Origin of the sequence: Slackia equolifaciens, assembly GCF_003725995.1 — a bacterium.
In the GTDB taxonomy this organism is placed as follows: Bacteria; Actinomycetota; Coriobacteriia; order Coriobacteriales; family Eggerthellaceae; genus Slackia; species Slackia equolifaciens.
On record NZ_QIBX01000015.1, the window covers coordinates 41,771 to 57,997 of the forward strand.

The window sequence follows — 16,227 nt, forward strand, 5'->3', positions numbered from 1 at the left end:
GGCTATCCATGCGCAATGTCAAATTCGTTGAGTTAAACCATGCTGCCAGGACGTCTTGCTCCGTTAGCTCGCGATGCTTGCGACATACTCGTTCATGAACCACTACCTTCATTGTGCCTCCTATTATAACAAAACATAATACCAAATGTAATACATTTATTTTGGTACAAAAAAACCTCGCAGCATCCTAAGTGCTACGAGGTTTGTTGTGTTGTGACGCTATGGGAGCGAGGTGCTACTCAGCGGCCTCCTCGGTGGCAGCCTCTTCGGCGACCTCGGCAGCCTCAACGGCCTCCTCGGCCACGGGCTCCTCTTCCTTCTTGTCGCCAACGGTCAGGGCCAGCTCGACCTTGATGTCGCGATAGATGGAAAGGGCCACGGTGTGAGCGCCGGCGGTCTTGATGGCAGAGCCCATCTCAAGACGCTTGCGATCGATCTCCACGCCGGTCTCAGCCTTGACGGCATCGGCGACCATAGCGGCGGTAACGGAGCCGAACAGCACGCCCTCTTCGCCAACCTTAGCCTCGACGAAGATGGACTTGCCTTCCAGAGAAGCCTTCAGGGCCTCGGCGTCGGCGATACGCTTCTCCTCGCGCTTGGCGATGTTGCTCTTGCGCTGCTCAAGCTGCTTCAGGTTGCCCTTGGTGGCCAGGATAGCCATCTTCTGGGGACCCAGGTAGTTGTTGAAAAAGCCGGGAGCCACGTCGACGACGTCGCCTTCGCCGCCCTTGCCCCTCAGCTCGGTAAGCAGGATAACCTTCATCGGTGCCTCCTTAGCGGTTGCGACGATCGCCGCGGCCGCTCACAGCAGGAACCGTGTAGGGCAGAAGCGCCATCTCGCGGGCGTTCTTGATAGCGGTGGCAACGTCGCGCTGATGCTGGACGCAAGCACCCGTAACGCGACGGGGCTTGATTTTTCCGCGGTCAGTCATGTACTTACGCAGCATGGCCGTGTCTTTGTAATCGACGTACTGCACGTCCTCCTTGCAGAACTGGCAGTACTTGCGGCGCGGCTGCTTGGTGTATTCAGCCATGTGATTTCCTCTCTTTAACGCATCCCGACACCTGTCAGGAGCGTGGTGCGAAGCATGATTGCTTCGATGCTTTTCCCAAAAATGCCGTATCGGATGGGCGGCTTAGAAGGGGATGTCCTCATCGTAAACGGAGGTATCCACCTGGGGCGCCGCAGGAGCCTGACGAGCCGGCTGGGGTGCATACTGGGGCTGGGCCGCAGGCTGCTGCATCTGGGGAGCACCATAGCCTCCCTGATAGCCGCCGGCGTTGTATCCGCCCTGGTAGCCACCGCCAAAACCGCCATCGCCGTTTCCGCCACCGCGGCTCATGAACTCGATTTCGTCCACGACAACCTCGATCTTGGAACGCTTCTGGCCGTCGCGCTCCCACTGGGACCAACGAAGCTTGCCTTCGATGGCCACCTTGGAGCCCTTAGTCAGGAACTTGGCCACGCTCTCTGCGCGGGTGCCGAACATCGTGCAGTCGATGAAGTTCGGGTAATCCTCCCACTCGCCGGTCTGCTGGTTGCGGCGACGATCATTTACCGCAACGCCAAACCCCAGAACCGGAAAGCCGTTGGCCGTCTGGCGCAGCTCAGGGTCGCGCGTAAGATTTCCCGATATGACCACTTTGTTGATGCTCATTGTTCTTCCTCATTCCTTGAAGCATCTAAGAGCATTCGCTCCATCCGATGGGCGGCCGCAATTAGTCGCGGTCGCTGCGGTGCACGATCTTGTGGCGAACCACCGCGCCGGTGATGCGCAGCACGCGGTCGAGCTCCGCGATGTTGGCGGGATCAGCATGGAAATCGATGAGGGTGTAGTTGCCCTCGTTCAGGCCGTTGATCTCGTAGGCGAGCTTGCGCTTGCCCCAATCCTCGACGTTATCGATCTTGCCCTCGCCCTCGGCGATGGTGGTTTCGATACGCTTCATGGTTGCGAGACGGGTTTCGTCGTCGATGTTCGGTGCGACGAAGAACAGCAATTCATAAGCCTTCATTATGTCACCTCCTCTGGACTTACGGTTCCGGGTCGCATGAAGGCATCTGCCCGGAACAGGAAACTTGCCCATAATAGCAGCACCTTCCCACCAGCGCAAACAGTATTTCAAGCAACGCTCGATACTCACAACTTATTCACGTTGTCCAACAATGCGGGCCATCCTATGGCCGAAGCGTTGGGTTGGACCACACCATCGAGCCGTTTTCTTAAAACCATGCTAGCCTACAAACCTTGCCAAACCCTTGCCGTAGATTTCGTTTTTTGCGGCACGGACTATGCTGCGTACGTCTCGATGATTCGATAAAACCTTGCCGATTTCTCCTCTCAACCTTGCCGATTTCATACAAAAAAATGCCGTCAGCTCACCAACGAGCTGACGGCATTTAGCGCGCGTTACAACTGAAAGGTCTTACGCCTCTTGCGGAGCGTCGCCCTCTTCAAGGCTTTCGTCCTCGGCCGCAGGCTGCGTCGCGGGCGCGACATCTGCCAGGAAGTTCTCGCTTTCGGCAATGTAGACGATTTCGTCGCTAAAGCCGGCAACGGCGCCATTCTCATCCGCATCGTACATCATGCCAACGACAACCGCCTGCTCGTCGCCGGCCATACCGCCTTCGGCGATGATGGCATCCTTGTCGCCCTCGTCGGTATCGATGTAGCCGTCGTAGCAGAAGGCATACATACGGGCGCCCGCAACGTTGAGCACTGCATCGCGCGCGGACTCAAAGCACTCATCGATGGTGCCGCCGTGCGTTTCGGTGAACAGCTTGTCACCCATGACGGTAGCGGTAAACGGCGGAAAGACCTCGCCCTGCTCCATTTTGCCTTGCGCTTCTTCAATCACCTGGATGAGCAGCGATTCCAGCTCATCGTTGATCTCGGGCACTTCCATCTCTTCGGTTTCAACGGCGTTCTCGGACATCGATGACTCCTTACTATCCATGTTCCACATTAGCGGCGGAACTTCATGCCTCGTTGCATTCGGCTTCTTGCGGCGCATTGGAACTCGCGCAGCCATGCGACCATCCGCAAAGCTTTCAGCAAGTATATACGACCCCGCATCGCGTGCGTCCGCCGCACACAATGAATCAGGAATTCTCGAAAGAGGGGCCGGGCCGCCGCTGTCTTAAACGTTATCGGGGAAGCCAACTACCCGCATCGCCCCTTTCGAACACCTATATCGGAATTCCGATATATATCTCGAAATTCCGACATATTTCCGAGATCTTTTCGAGATAGGCTCGAGATACAAAACGAGCCGCCCCGTTAAGGGCGGCTCGCTGCTTCATGTATGGCCCTGCGGCTCTGTGGCTCTAGCGGCGACGGGTGCGCAGCAGCCCGAAGGCTCCCACGGCCACCAAAGCCGCAGCCACCACGGCGATGCCGGCGATCAGCATCCACGGCGTGGAGTCGTTCGTCTGGGCGAACTTAGGCTCATCGGGCTCGTCCGCCGGCTCCTCGGGAACGACCGGCTCCTCGGGCTCCACGTAGGTGTTGTGGAACTCGGCAAGCTTGGTGCCGTTGCCGTAGTTAACCGTGGCCTCGAGCACGCCCGTTTCGGGATTGTCAACCACAGTAACCGTCGCGGTCCAAACCTTCTCGTCGTAGGTCACGCCGTCCTTCTGGATACCCTCGGTGGCAGCATCGTCATCCGCAGGCAAAACCTCGGACACCGTGTACTTGTAGGTACCTTCCTCGGTGAACTCGACCGTCGGGAACACCACACTACCCGTCGCGGTGTTGGTGGCGGTAACCGCGTTGCCCTCCGGGTCAGTCAGCTCGAAGGTGAACTCGCCTTCAACCATGTCGCGACCGGCCAGCGTCTTGAGCGCACCGAACGTAATGCTCGACGGATCGGCCTCGTAGGTGTTCTCGAACGCTACGGAACCGCCAGCGTCAACGCCCTCGATGGCCCACTCGACAGCAAGCGTGCCGTCGCCCATGTCCTTCACATTAGCCGTCACATTGTACTTGTCGCCGTCATAGTTCACGCCGGCGGCATTGCCCGGAACCTCAGACAGCTCGTACTTATATGCGCCCGGCTTGTCGAAGGTTATGGCGGGGAACTCCACCACGCCCGCGGCCGTATTGGTGGCTCTTGCCACCACATTGTCCGTAGCAACGTCGGTGAGCACGAACTTGAACTCGCCGTTGTCAAGAGTGCGGCCGGTGTTAGCGGTCAGCTTCTTGGTGATGCTGAAGCCGCCTTCACCCGTAAGGCTGGAATCCTCAGGCGTCACGTTATACGTATTCGTAAACGTGAAGTCGGTGCCGGAGGCAGTCTTCTTGGACGTCACCTGCGCCTCAATCTTTCCGGCGCCAAGATCGGTCACGGTAACCTCAACGGTCTTGGTTCCCTGCTCATTGGTCACACCGGGCAACGTGCCAGACTCGCTGATGGTGTAGGTGAACACCTTGAAGCGGCCAGCCGCCAGCGTCTCGACACCTTCATCGGAGGTCGCATCGACGTCAAGAGTCGTGTCATCGGTACCAAAGACGTTCTCCATCGTGTACTCGATGGGACCGAAGTTCACGATACCGCTCGCGCCATTCGTTACCATGGTCACTTCGGGCATCGGAGCGGGCGTGCCGTCCTCTGCCTTGTTGCCCACGATGGTGAACTCGTACTCGCTACCCTTGAGCTCGGGCTTGCTGAGCCCATCCGCCGACGCGATGACCTTGTTTCCGGCAATGCCGAGCTCAAAGCTCGCATCGCCGCCGTAGGTGTTCTTAAAGGCAAGCGCATCGCCCTCGTCGTAGGACACTGCAGCGAAGAGCTGGCCCGTACCGTTGTCCGTCACCGTAACGGTCACGCCCTGCGGTGCGCTGTTGGCAGCAACGCCGGAATCTGCGGAAGGCGCATCCTCACTGACCGTGTACTTGAAGGTGTAAACGGTGGTGCCATCGGCATTCTCAACCTTGCTGGCCTTACCAACCTCACTAGAGCCCCCTGCGGTAACCGCGGCGTTCAGATTCTGCGTGGTGTACACAATGTCGCCGAACGTGATGGTCTCAGTGCCGTTGTTGGAACCGGTGGTCACCCTCGCGCCGTTCTCACCCGTCACCGTGAACGTGAAGTTGTAGTTGGCGATGTCATCGTTAGCAAGCGTCTTGGTGCCTTCGATGGTGGCGTCGCCCTTAGCACCCACGGTGGTGGAGCCAGCGTCGTAGCTGTTATTGAACACCAGCCGCGCGGGCAGCGCGTTGGTAGCAATGGCACCCTGGGTTACACCCTGGCTCACGCCGTCGACGAAGGTCTCCACCAGCAGCGTGCCCTCGCCGTCTTCAGTGACTACGAACTGCACCTCATAGGAGGAATCGTCGTAGGTCACGCCGTCCGACGGGTTCTGGGTGGGCTTCTCCTCGGCCACCGTGTAGGTGTAGGTGTTACCCACATCCTTCTGGGTGAAGATAAGCCCCGTCAACGCAGGGATAACCTCGCTCGCCACGTTGGAATCGCCCGCGTTGCCAAGCTCGGCGCCCGTGGTGGAGAACTCAAGCGGCTGGCCGTTGTTCAGGCGTACGACGGAAGCGTCGTCCTTGCCGGTCATGGTGAACGTGAAGTCACCCGCGGCAATCGCGCGTCCGGTCATGTTCTTCACGATCTGGAGACCAGCAGCGGTATCGAACGGCACTTCGCCCGTCTTATAGGTGTTCGTGAACGTGCTGTTGTCGATCGAGGCAGCGGCCGAAAGCGTGCCATTGCCGTTATCGGTCACGGTCACGGTCACCTGTGCCTCGTTGCCGGACCAGTCGATTCCAGGATTCTCGCCCGGTACCTCGCTCACGGTGTAGTGATACTCGCCCGGCTGGCTGTAGGTGATGGCACCGAAGTCGAAGGTCGCCTCGCCGCTGTCCTGCGGACCCGTAACGGTCTTGATGGCGTTGCCGTTCTCATCGATGGTCACGCCATTGGCCTCGTCAGCCTCAGGCATCGGGGCGTTATCGACCGACGTCAGCTTGAACTGGAAGCTATAGGCATCGGTCCACGCATGGCCAGCAAAAACCTTGGTGAAGTCAAAGTCCGCAGGTACGCCCTCAACCTCAGACACACTATAGGTGTTCACGAACTCGATGGATGCCGGGGTATCGCCCGCAGCAATGGTGGCCGTCTTCTCAGCACCGTCAACCGGCGTGTAGCCAGCGGCAGCGGTCTCGGTAACCGTCACCTGAGCACCCTCGGGCAGGCCCGCAATAGTCGCGGACCCGTCGTGCTTGAGCGTAAGGGTCGCCTCGCCATTCGCGAAGGCAATCGTGCCGTCCTTGGTGTCGTCGGCATGATCGAGGTTATACGTACCGTTCAGCGCGTTGCCGCTTGCATCCGCAACCTTGATGGTGAACTCGAACTCCTTGGCGGCGTCGATCTGGGTGCCCTGGCCATCCGTCAGCTCGATGGTCTTACTAATCACCAGATCGCCCTTGTTCACCGTTCCGGGAACCGTATTGGTCTTGATGACGGGGCCGTTCTCGCCCACCTGGATGGTGGCCTGGTTATCAATCTCGTCCTCAAGCACAGCGCTCTCGTTCACCACGCCCACGAAGGACACGGTGCTGCCCAAGCCGGGCTCGACACCCGCAATCGTCCACGTGATGGTGTTAGTCTGCTGGTCAAACACGCCACCGTTATCGATGGTCTCCCGATCAACCGTCACACCCGTGGGTACCACGTCGGTGATGGTGATGTCGGCAGCCTGATCGGTGGTGTTGGCGTACTCGATGGTGTAGGTGATGCGGTCGCCCACCTGGATGGAGCCGTCGGGACGCTGATTGTTGTTCTCGCCAGACTTCTGCGGAACCTCAACCGTGGCCTCAACGCTCTGGTGCGGGTCGTTGTCGCCCACCTGCACAGTAGCAGTGTTGGTCAGCTGACCGCCCTGCACCGCAGAGTCATCCACGGTGGCCTGGTAGGTCACGTCACCCTGCTCGGCCGCGTCGGCCTCGACGGTCCACGTGATGGTGCGGCCGTCCTGGCTCAACGCTCCGCCGTTGGAGATGCTGTTCGCATCAACCGTCAGACCCTCGGGCACGTTGTCGGTTACCGTCACGGTAGCGGCCTGCGCCACGCCGTGCTCGTCCACCGCGTCGTTCACCCAGTGGATGGTGTACTCGAGCGTGTCGCCCACACCCACGAGCTGACCGTTCACGTTGGTAGTAACGTCACCGTCAACGCGCGACACGTCCTTGCTGTCCTCGTCCACCTTGTAGGTGTTGGTGAAGGCGGCGATATCAGCAGAGTTATCAGTCTCGTTACCCTGGTCGTTCTTAACCTGAGTCATCGACGTCTCGATGCTCAGCTGGCCGTTGGGCGTCGTGTTGTCGTTAACCGCCACCGTCACCTGGTACTCGGCCTGCGAGTAGGTCACGCCGTACACGTTGCCTGCGACCTCGCGGATGGTGTAGGTGTAGGTGTTGCCACGATCGGCGTTGCCGTATGCGATGTCGCCGAAGTTATTGATGCCAACGCCCTCGCCGTTCAGCTGATCGCTAGACACAGTGATGGTCTTCGTCTGGCCGTCGGAACCCTCAGGCATAGGCGCTCCCTCAGAGCCGACCATCTCGAACGTAAACACATCGTTGGCGGTCCACTCGTTGTTCTCGCGGCCGGTGAAGGTCTTGCTCACGTCAAACACATCAGAGCCCGTCACCGAACCCGTGGCGGCATACACGTTGGTGAACGCGGCCTTGGTGATCTCGTCAGCATCCTCGGCGTCGGTAGAAGCCGAGTTGTCATACTTTGCCTTCGCCTCGAGGGCGCCATGGCCGTTGTCTGTCACAGTAATGGTCACGTTGGTCTGATGGCGATCGTAGGTCAGACCGTCCTTGACCGGGTCATAGGGGCTCACGTCCTCAGGCAAGACCTCAATGATTGCGAACTGGTAACCATCCCCATCCGTGACATGATTGAATGTCATCGTTCCGAAGGCAAAGTCGGCAGTGTTGCTATTTCCATTGCCCTCCGGCGTAGAGGCCGTTGACGTGCTGGTGTTGGACCAACCGCCCTCAATCGAAATCCAACCATTATTCACTGCCTGCTGGGCAGCATCGTTAATCGGAATCAGCACACAGTCGAACGTCTCACCGTCAAGGATGTTGCGGCCGTCCACCGTCTTGGTTCCATGCAGCGCATCCGCGCCCTCAAGCGTGGCGGGCGTAGGCTCGTACGTGTTGGTGAACGTCATCTGGCCGCTTTCGGGCAGAGTCTCAATGGTTACCTCGGGCTTAATTTGAGCAACGCCCGTGGAGGTGTCGGTGGTCACCCTAACCGTAGCGGTGTACACCGTTTCATCGAAGTTCATTCCGTTGCCGTCGGTTCCCTGCTCACGAATCTCATAGGTGAAAGTTTCGCCATCGTGCTCTTGCGTGAACTCGATATTGTTGAAGGTGAACGTGCCTCCGCTGTTCGTGGTGGTGCAAACGCGGTTCTCACCCGTACCCTCGGTGCCCGTAGCGGGCATCGGCGCGGTTGCCGCATTGGCACCGGTAGGACGCAGCTCGAACGTGAACATGCCATTCGTAAGCGGCTTGCCGCCCTCGGTGGTGTCGTTATACACCTTCACGCCCGTAAAGCCATACGGAGCCATGTCGGCATGATAGTAGTTAGTGAATGTCGCCGCCGCACCGCTGGCGAGTTCAATCTCCTGATCGGGCGTCATGGTGTTGTCGTCGTTCTGGGTCTGGATAACCTTCACGTCGGTCACCTTGAGCGCACCGGTGTTGTCGTCGGTCACCGTCACTTCCACGCGGAAGTTTGCAGCAGAGTAGTCAACGCCAACGATGTTGGGCGTGTTCAGCTCCGCCACGTTATAGGTGAACGTCTTGGTGCGTACGCCTGTCTGGGCGTCTACGGTTGCACCCTGCGCCATATCGGCGAAGGCGTACCTAATGGTGCCCAAATTGAAATTAACCGGGGTACCGTCAACCGCATCGCTGATCAGCGTGACAATGCGCGCGTTGGAACCAGACACCTGCTCCCCGCCATCAGGCATCGGGGTGCCTTGGGCAGCCGTCACCTGGAAGCGGAAGCTGTCGGTGCTCATCCAATCGCGACCATCCAGCACTTTCTGGAATTTCAGCTGCGTGGAGGTATCGAACTCCACCTCAGTTGCCTCGTAGTTGTTCACAAAGGCGAAGGCACCGTCCTCGAACTGAGCAGCAATTGTCAGCTCGCCGGTGTGCTTGCCGTCGGCGTCGGTGTCGGTCACCACAAGGGTGAGCGTGCCCACGTGCATGTCGTAGGTGATGCCGTTAGCGATCGGGGTCTGGTCCGTCACGCCATCGGGCACAACCTCATGCACGTAGAACTTAAATGTACCGGTGCCGTCGAATGTGTTCGCAATCGGCTTCACGGTGATGTTGCCAAAGTCGAACGAGCGGGTATCGGAGCCGTCGGCGTTCTTCAGGCCGGACACCTCAGCCGTTGTGTTCTCAATGCCAATACCGCCGATGGTCACCAACTGAGAGGTGGGAACCCTTTGACCCGTGCTGTCTGCATCGTCGGTGGCAGGCTCGAGCACGAACTCGAACTTCTCGTCCGCCAGCATGTCACGGCCCGTGAAGGTCTTGGTGCCGTTCAGGCCAGTGGTTGCATAGCTCTCTTCACCCTGCGGCTGATACCTGTTAGTCCATGTGGTGGCATTCGTCAGGTTGCCATCGGTCACCCCCACGTTCAGCGTGCCGGTGCCGTTGTCGGTTACCGTGAACACCACGGTACGGTCGCCGGTGTCGTACGTCATGCCGCCTAGCTCGCCCTCGTATTCAGAGAACGTGTAGGTGTACACACCGGGCTGCGTGAAGGTCACGGTACCAAATCCAAGGGTGGCAGTATCGCCCGACGTCGGGTTGATGGTCAACTGCCAATTGTCCTCGCTCACACCGGAAGGTTTGGGCGCTTCAATGGTGCCTGCACCGTCAAGAGTCGTGGCGGTACCCTTAACTTGGAAGGTGAATGTGTCGCCTTCCTCGAACTCGCGACCCGTGATGTTCTTCTCGCCGTCGAAGGACTGGCTGCCCGTTGCAGCATACTCGTTGGTGAACGTCGCTCCACCCGAAGATTGAGCACTGTCGAGCGTGGCGACCAAACGACCGCCCTTATCCTCAACCTTGTAAGTGAAGGTGTGGTCGGCGCTGTTGCCAGTCACACCGTTATACGTCCAAGTCCCATCCCCGTTTTCCGTAGCGTCGTCGGGCATGTTCTCCTTCACATGGATGGTGAAGGTTCCCGCCTTGGTGAACACAATGTTACCGAAGTCGATAGCACCGGAGTAGACACCATTCTCAGCAGTATCGTCGGCAGCATTGCCCACGGTAGCAGGGTTGGGTAGCGTGACGCTATCCACATCGGAACCATCGGCTGCGGTCACGCTCATGGTAAACGTAAACTCGTTCGCGGCCAGCGCCTTAGAGCGGTTACCCGTGAGTTGTTTGGTCAGGCCAAGCTCGGCCGACGTCAAAGTCGCGTCGGACGGAGTGTAGCTGTTGTTGAACACGATGGCGTCGTTGGCATTGGTGCCAGCAGCCGGTGTCCAAACCTCAGACCATTCCGCATCCTCGCTTGCCCGCTTCTCAATCTTAGAGATAGCGGCCGTAATCTTGCCCTGCTGGTCATCGGTTGCCGTAATGGTCACACGATACTGCGACTCATCATATGTGTAGCCAACGCTAAGCTGGTTGTACTCGGTGATGATGTATTGGAAGTCCTTGGTGTCAACGGGGCTGCCCTCATTCACCATGTCAGACTGGGCAATTTGCACCTGCAGCAGCAGGCTATAGATAGGAGCCTTAAACTCGCCGGACGTTTCGGTTTGCTCACCCGTGTGGTTATTGACGTTCCTTATCGGGCTGGTGCTTCCCTTCGTAGGCGAAGGCGCACCGTCCTGTGCCTCAACGCGGAACTGGAACGCACCCTGCTTAAGCTCGGTACCCGTGGGCCACTTGGTGTTGGTAAGCACCTTGGTGCCGTCAAGGCTCACGCCCGAGCCATCAAAGGTGCTGGTATAGGTGTTGATGAACGCGGCGACATTGGTATCAACGGTTTCAACCGGGTTGAGCTCTGCACCCTCATCATCAACCGTCTTGGTCATGACGGAGGACACATCCAGCGTACCGTTACCGTTGTTGGTAACGGTCACCTCAACGTCGTAGGTAGCCTTGGAAATTGTCAGACCATCCACGCTTGCACCCAGCTCGCTGATGGTGTAGCTGAACTTCTTGCTGATCAGGTAGCCGCCCTGGCCATCAGACAGATCTTCCTCGTCAAATACGATGTTGCCGAAGGCTGTGGTGGGCTGGTTCTTGCTCACCGTTGTCGTAGTAGAGCTTCCCGTGACGGTCGCAGGCATAGGAGCGCCATCATGGCCCACAAGCTGGAAGGTGAAGGTTTCATCCTCGCCCCAGGCGCGGCCGCTCAGGGTCTTAGAAACCTGCAGGTTGGTAGAACCGTCAAGCTCACCCGTCGCATGGTACTCGTTGTTCACTGTGAAGTCGGAGCCGCTGGTAATAGGGGTGCCGTTTTCGTCGCACACCGTTGCACGCACAACATCGCCATCCGTACCCTGCTCGCTTGCCACCTTCACAATGACAACCTTTTGGGCAAGATCGTAGGTGATTCCGTTGTGCTGGAAGCCGTTGTCGGGGTTGTTGTCAGCATCCTGCACACCTTCGGGCATGTTCTCAGTGATGACGTAACGGTATTCCTTATTAATGTCGTTCTCGTCGAACGTCATATCGCCAAAGGTGATGGTACCAGCCTGCGTTGCCACTGCCGTCGCCGGAGTAGGCATGGGCTGATCAGCGTCTTCAGTGAATTCACCCGTGGAATTCAGCTCGCGCGACCCATCTGCCTCAACCGTGAACGTGAAGTTGTCGGTTGCAGTCATGGTGCGCCCGCTCAGGACCTTTGTACCGGCAAGGGCGATAACATCCTCGGTTGCAGAGTACGTGTTGTTGAAGGTAGCCACCTTGCTGTCAACGGCAACCCACGTGTTGGACTGGCTATCCCACTTCTCAAGCGTGGTGTCGCCAACCTCAAGCGCACCCTTTCTGTTGTCATTCACAGGCACAATCAGACGGTACACAGCGTTGTCAATGGAAACGCCGTGCGAAGTGGTGGCATTCTCGCGAATGATGTAATGGAAACCATCCGGTCCGCTGGGCAGCGTAAAGTGGAACGCGTTATCGTTCGTGAACGCAGCGTTGACCGATGTGCCCTCGGTAGGTTTCACCGTAATGGTGGGATTGGTGGGCAGTGGAGCGTTCGGCGTTGTCCGGCTTGCGCTGATGGTGAACGAGAAGCTGTCGCCCTGCTCGAAGTCGCGATTAGCGATGGTCTTGGTGAGAGTGATACCAAGATCAGCCGGAGTCTGGTCGATAGCCGTCACGCTGTAGTTGTTGGTGAAAGCGATGCTCGCGTCTTCTGTGCCGACGGTACCCGAAACGCTGTGCTGGGTATTGTCGAACGCACCGGCCGTCGTGGGGTCAACCGTTGCGGCAGTGTTGGTGAAGCCAGCGGCGGGCGTTTCAACCACCGTATATTGAGCGTTGGTCATGTTCGGGAATTCGATGGACTGACCAGCAGTCAGCGTGAAGGTGGCCGTTCCGTTTTCGCCGAACGCGATCTTCTCAGTGGAGGTGGCAGGGTCAGCCCCCGGCGTGGTCTTCACGACATTCACCGTCTGGCCAGCCTTAGCCTGCGCGGTAATGGTGAAGTTGAAGGTTGCGGCAGGAGGCGTGAGGCCCGCATCTGCGGTGACGTTCTTGGAGATGGTCAGCGACGCGGGCAGGGGCAGCGTCAGCTTGCCGTTGTTGCCCTCGTACTGCGTAACCTTGCCGTCTGCCATCTGCGACTGCAGACGCTGCGCGGCGGTGCCGGTGGCGTTATCCGTTTTCACCTGGGCGAAGTCATTCAGACGATCGAAGCGCGGCGTGCCAGCATTGAGCGTCCAAACGCTTTCACCGTTATCGCCGATTGCAACTTCCTTCACATGGTCGATAATCTGAGAGCCAGTCAACGCCACTGTGTCGTATTCGACATTACTGCCTACATAGTATTCAATTTGATAGTAGTAAGTAGCATTTGGATTGACCTCGTTATTCTCCAAGTGACCTTCAACCCAATGCCCGGGATCCCCCCAACCTGTTCCCGGCTGCCAATAACCGTCAACCCAGGTAGCCGCCATTGCAGGATTCGTGCACTGCGGGTCGGTATACAGCGTGGTGTCCTGTGTTACGAAATAGAACGGGTTCGTGGTAGCAGGCGTAAAGGTGGTGGTGGCATCACCCATAGTGGCGCCGTCGCTGTTCATGTTTTTTCCGCTGAACGCGTTGCTGTAGAACGCCACCTGGTTGTTCTCGCCAGTGTGGGAGGTTACGTAGTCTTGGCTCACACCGCCCTCACCAATGATGAGGTTGTTGTTGGCGTCGACGGTACCTTCCTTCATGCCAACCTCATACACAACGCGCAGAGGCATTGCGTTGTTGTCTTCATTACTGGTTACGTTACCGTCAGAGTCAAGATCCACCGTGTTCACACGCAGCGGAATGGCAGCTGCAGGAACATCGATTGAAATGGTCTGCGTGCCATCATCGTTGTTGGTCACCTTGACATTGATATCAGATGCATCGAGATCCCCATAGATGGGACTATTGCTAACAGCACCGGAGAAGTGGTAGATAAACCCGTCCTCAACTTCTTCGGCTGGGTATTCCACATCAAAGCGCTGACCGCCGTAGAGAATGACAGGCACGTTATTCACCTGCATGTACTCGCCGATGGTGTCGGTGTAGTTCAGCCAGCCAGATTCCACGGGGTCGTTGCCCTCGATCTTGGTGGGATATTGAGGAGTCGAGGTTGCAATATCGCTCACGATATCACTGAACGCGGAGCCTATTTCAGATGCATCCTGCGCATCAATATAATCGTCGTTGTACTGCAGGGACGTAATGTCAGCAATACCACCGCTAGGATGATTCATGGTGTAATACTCATAGTTGCCCCGCCAATCCTCATTGACAGGAACCTGCACGCTCTGTCCGCTGTTGTAGGTATTCCAAGCGTTACGGATGCTATTCGCCATGGTGTTGTTGTTATCCCAGCGCCCAGAAGGATCGAGTGTCATGTAAGCGAGATTACGTTCGTTCTGGCCGCCAATACTGGTAATGCCCATACCCACGGTATATACGCGCGCAGCATAATCCGACCCGGCTTCGACGCCGTAGTTATCATTGATGGCCTGCTTCATGGCTGAAGCGGTAGCCATCGCCAGCATGCCATTTCCGTAATATGCGTCACCGCCAGGACCCTGCGTCCCCGAATTGGACGGATTCCACCAGGACGAGCTGCTAAGAGAGTAAGTGGGATTACCGTCGGAAAGAAGGACCACTGCCGGAACGCGTGAAACCTCCTGTCCGCCCACATTAGCCGTCGTCTGATCCTCGGTTGCCAGGATATTCATGCCTTCATAAACGCCTAGCTGAATATTGGTACCGCGGCCATTGGACGAATCCTGATCGACGCGATTGCTGTAGCCGTTTACCGTGGTTGAGAAGGAGCTGTCATTTTGTCCCACGGAATTGATCTGAACATACGTCGGATCGCCCCACGATGATGCGTTGGACGTGTAGTGTCCAAGAGGCAACAGCACATCTGCCTCGGTGCCATAAAGCACCACAGCAACACGACTTTCGGAGTTACCCTGCATGAGCGTATGGATAGATTCATTTACTGCATCAAAGGTGTCTCCGAGTGAGTCGCTGTTATACATCGAGGTAGAGTTATCAATGATAAATACGACATCCACCGGTACTGATGCTTTGCCCGTGATGGACGTTGAGGTTGCAAGGGCGGAATAAGTTACAAGGAACTCGCCGTTCTCGGAAAGCTGAATGGTGTTCTCCCCGGCATCGCCGGTGAAGCTCACAGGACCCGCCGTGACCGTCTTGTCGGTCCACACGCGGCCGTCATAACGGGTGGAGTTTTCCCCTGCGAGCATGTCGGAGTACGTGTTGCGCGTATCGGGATCAACCTCGCGGGCGTTGGGTGCTGCGATCGACATCGTGATAATGTCGCCCGAAAGCGCATCGAGCGCAGGCTGATACGCGTCTTCCATAACCGAAGTTACACGCGCGCCGAATGCATTCGCGCTCGATTGCGTGTCGTCTGCGTACGCAGGTGACGTAGAGCTAAGGACGAGGACCAGTGCTGCTACAACAAGCAGAACCCCCCCCCAAGCCTTTCTTATCGTGGTGCCCATACTGCTCTTCTCCTCTGTTCCGGCTACCATATATGCTTACCGTTCCTTAACGACTTACTAAACAGGGCATAGGTATCCCTTGGTGCCTATAGATAAGTTATTAGTCTAAAGCTTTACTCTCTTTAAGTGAACCTTAATTAGAGTATTTTTAAGCCAATCGATAAGCGGCATGGCGCGCGCAGCTCAGCGGTAGGCGGTTGTTTTGGCTGTTCAAGATGACATTAAAAAGAGTTTTTTGCGTCAGAATGACGTTCAATGCAATTTCTTGCCAATTTGAAATGACTGTCCTTCGGGCAGTTTAAAGAACAACCGTTTAACTGTTTATCCGTAAATAGATTGCCTCGTAGAGGCTTGCTCCGTTCTTGGCTTTCTTATAAGCCTCGTAGGAATCGTCTATCGATTTGGAAGAAGCGGAAGATGTCGAGTAGAAAAAGAGAAGAGCGGCATGAATAGCGCCGCTCCCAACAAGTAATCGGCGTCACCCGCAGTCACCTAGTTTAGTTTAGGACGCTCAACTAGGCGGGCTTCGCTGACGGCTCCATTATAGCATCGTCTTCGCTACCGCCCATTTCTCCATAGGAAACAATCGTAAAGAACCCCGCCGAAACGGGGTTCTTGCCTGCTATTGATTCATCGGTTTTTTTTCGAATGATAAAAAGAAAGCCTCCCATTCCTTACGGAGGAATGGGAGGCTGTTCGGATCATGAGTTTCGTGATGGCCTTGGAACCGAAGCTACTTCGTGGAGCCAATGCGGCACATGGTGGTTCCGCAGTCAGGGCACTTCCCCTTGGTGATGGGCTTGCCGTTCTTCGTGACGCTCTCAACGGGGTCCTGCATGACCTTCTTCGCCTTGCACTTCACGCAATACGCCTCGATAGCCATTCTTACCTCCAATGTCATACGGGGCATCGCCCCATTTCACCGGCAGCGTACGCCGTTTACCAACGCGACAATGATACCTTATTAC

General features: G+C 57.1%; 7 protein-coding genes. All 7 read right to left on the minus strand.

Features of this window, described 5'->3' with window-relative positions; all coding sequences use genetic code 11:
• Positions 1-235: 235 nt before the first annotated feature.
• The 7 genes from rplI to DMP06_RS11530 all read right to left on the minus strand — a co-directional run bounded on the left by rplI (position 236) and on the right by DMP06_RS11530 (position 16,142).
• Entirely contained in the window at positions 236-763 is a 528-nt protein-coding gene (gene rplI / locus DMP06_RS08315) for a 50S ribosomal protein L9 (protein ID WP_123209278.1), read from the minus strand.
• 10 nt (positions 764-773) lie between these two features.
• Complete coding sequence (rpsR, locus tag DMP06_RS08320) at positions 774-1,034, minus strand: 30S ribosomal protein S18 (RefSeq protein ID WP_123209279.1); 261 nt, start codon at positions 1,032-1,034, stop codon at positions 774-776.
• Between the two features lie 102 nt (positions 1,035-1,136).
• Positions 1,137-1,658 (minus strand): single-stranded DNA-binding protein, encoded by a 522-nt coding sequence (locus tag DMP06_RS08325; RefSeq protein ID WP_123209280.1) that lies wholly within the window; start codon positions 1,656-1,658, stop codon positions 1,137-1,139.
• A gap of 61 nt (positions 1,659-1,719) precedes the next feature.
• Positions 1,720-2,013: a 30S ribosomal protein S6 gene (gene rpsF, locus DMP06_RS08330; protein WP_123209281.1), complete on the minus strand. Its 294-nt coding sequence runs from the start codon at positions 2,011-2,013 to the stop codon at positions 1,720-1,722.
• A gap of 411 nt (positions 2,014-2,424) precedes the next feature.
• Entirely contained in the window at positions 2,425-2,934 is a 510-nt protein-coding gene (locus DMP06_RS08335; RefSeq protein ID WP_181443041.1) for a hypothetical protein, read from the minus strand.
• A gap of 391 nt (positions 2,935-3,325) precedes the next feature.
• Positions 3,326-15,115, minus strand: coding sequence for a Spy0128 family protein (locus DMP06_RS08340; RefSeq protein ID WP_161957869.1), 11,790 nt, complete (start codon positions 15,113-15,115; stop codon positions 3,326-3,328).
• An 877-nt stretch (positions 15,116-15,992) separates the two neighbouring features.
• Positions 15,993-16,142 carry a DUF5679 domain-containing protein gene (locus DMP06_RS11530; protein WP_181443042.1) on the minus strand — a complete coding sequence of 50 codons (150 nt, stop codon included), beginning with the start codon at positions 16,140-16,142 and terminating at the stop codon, positions 15,993-15,995.
• Positions 16,143-16,227 lie beyond the last annotated feature (85 nt).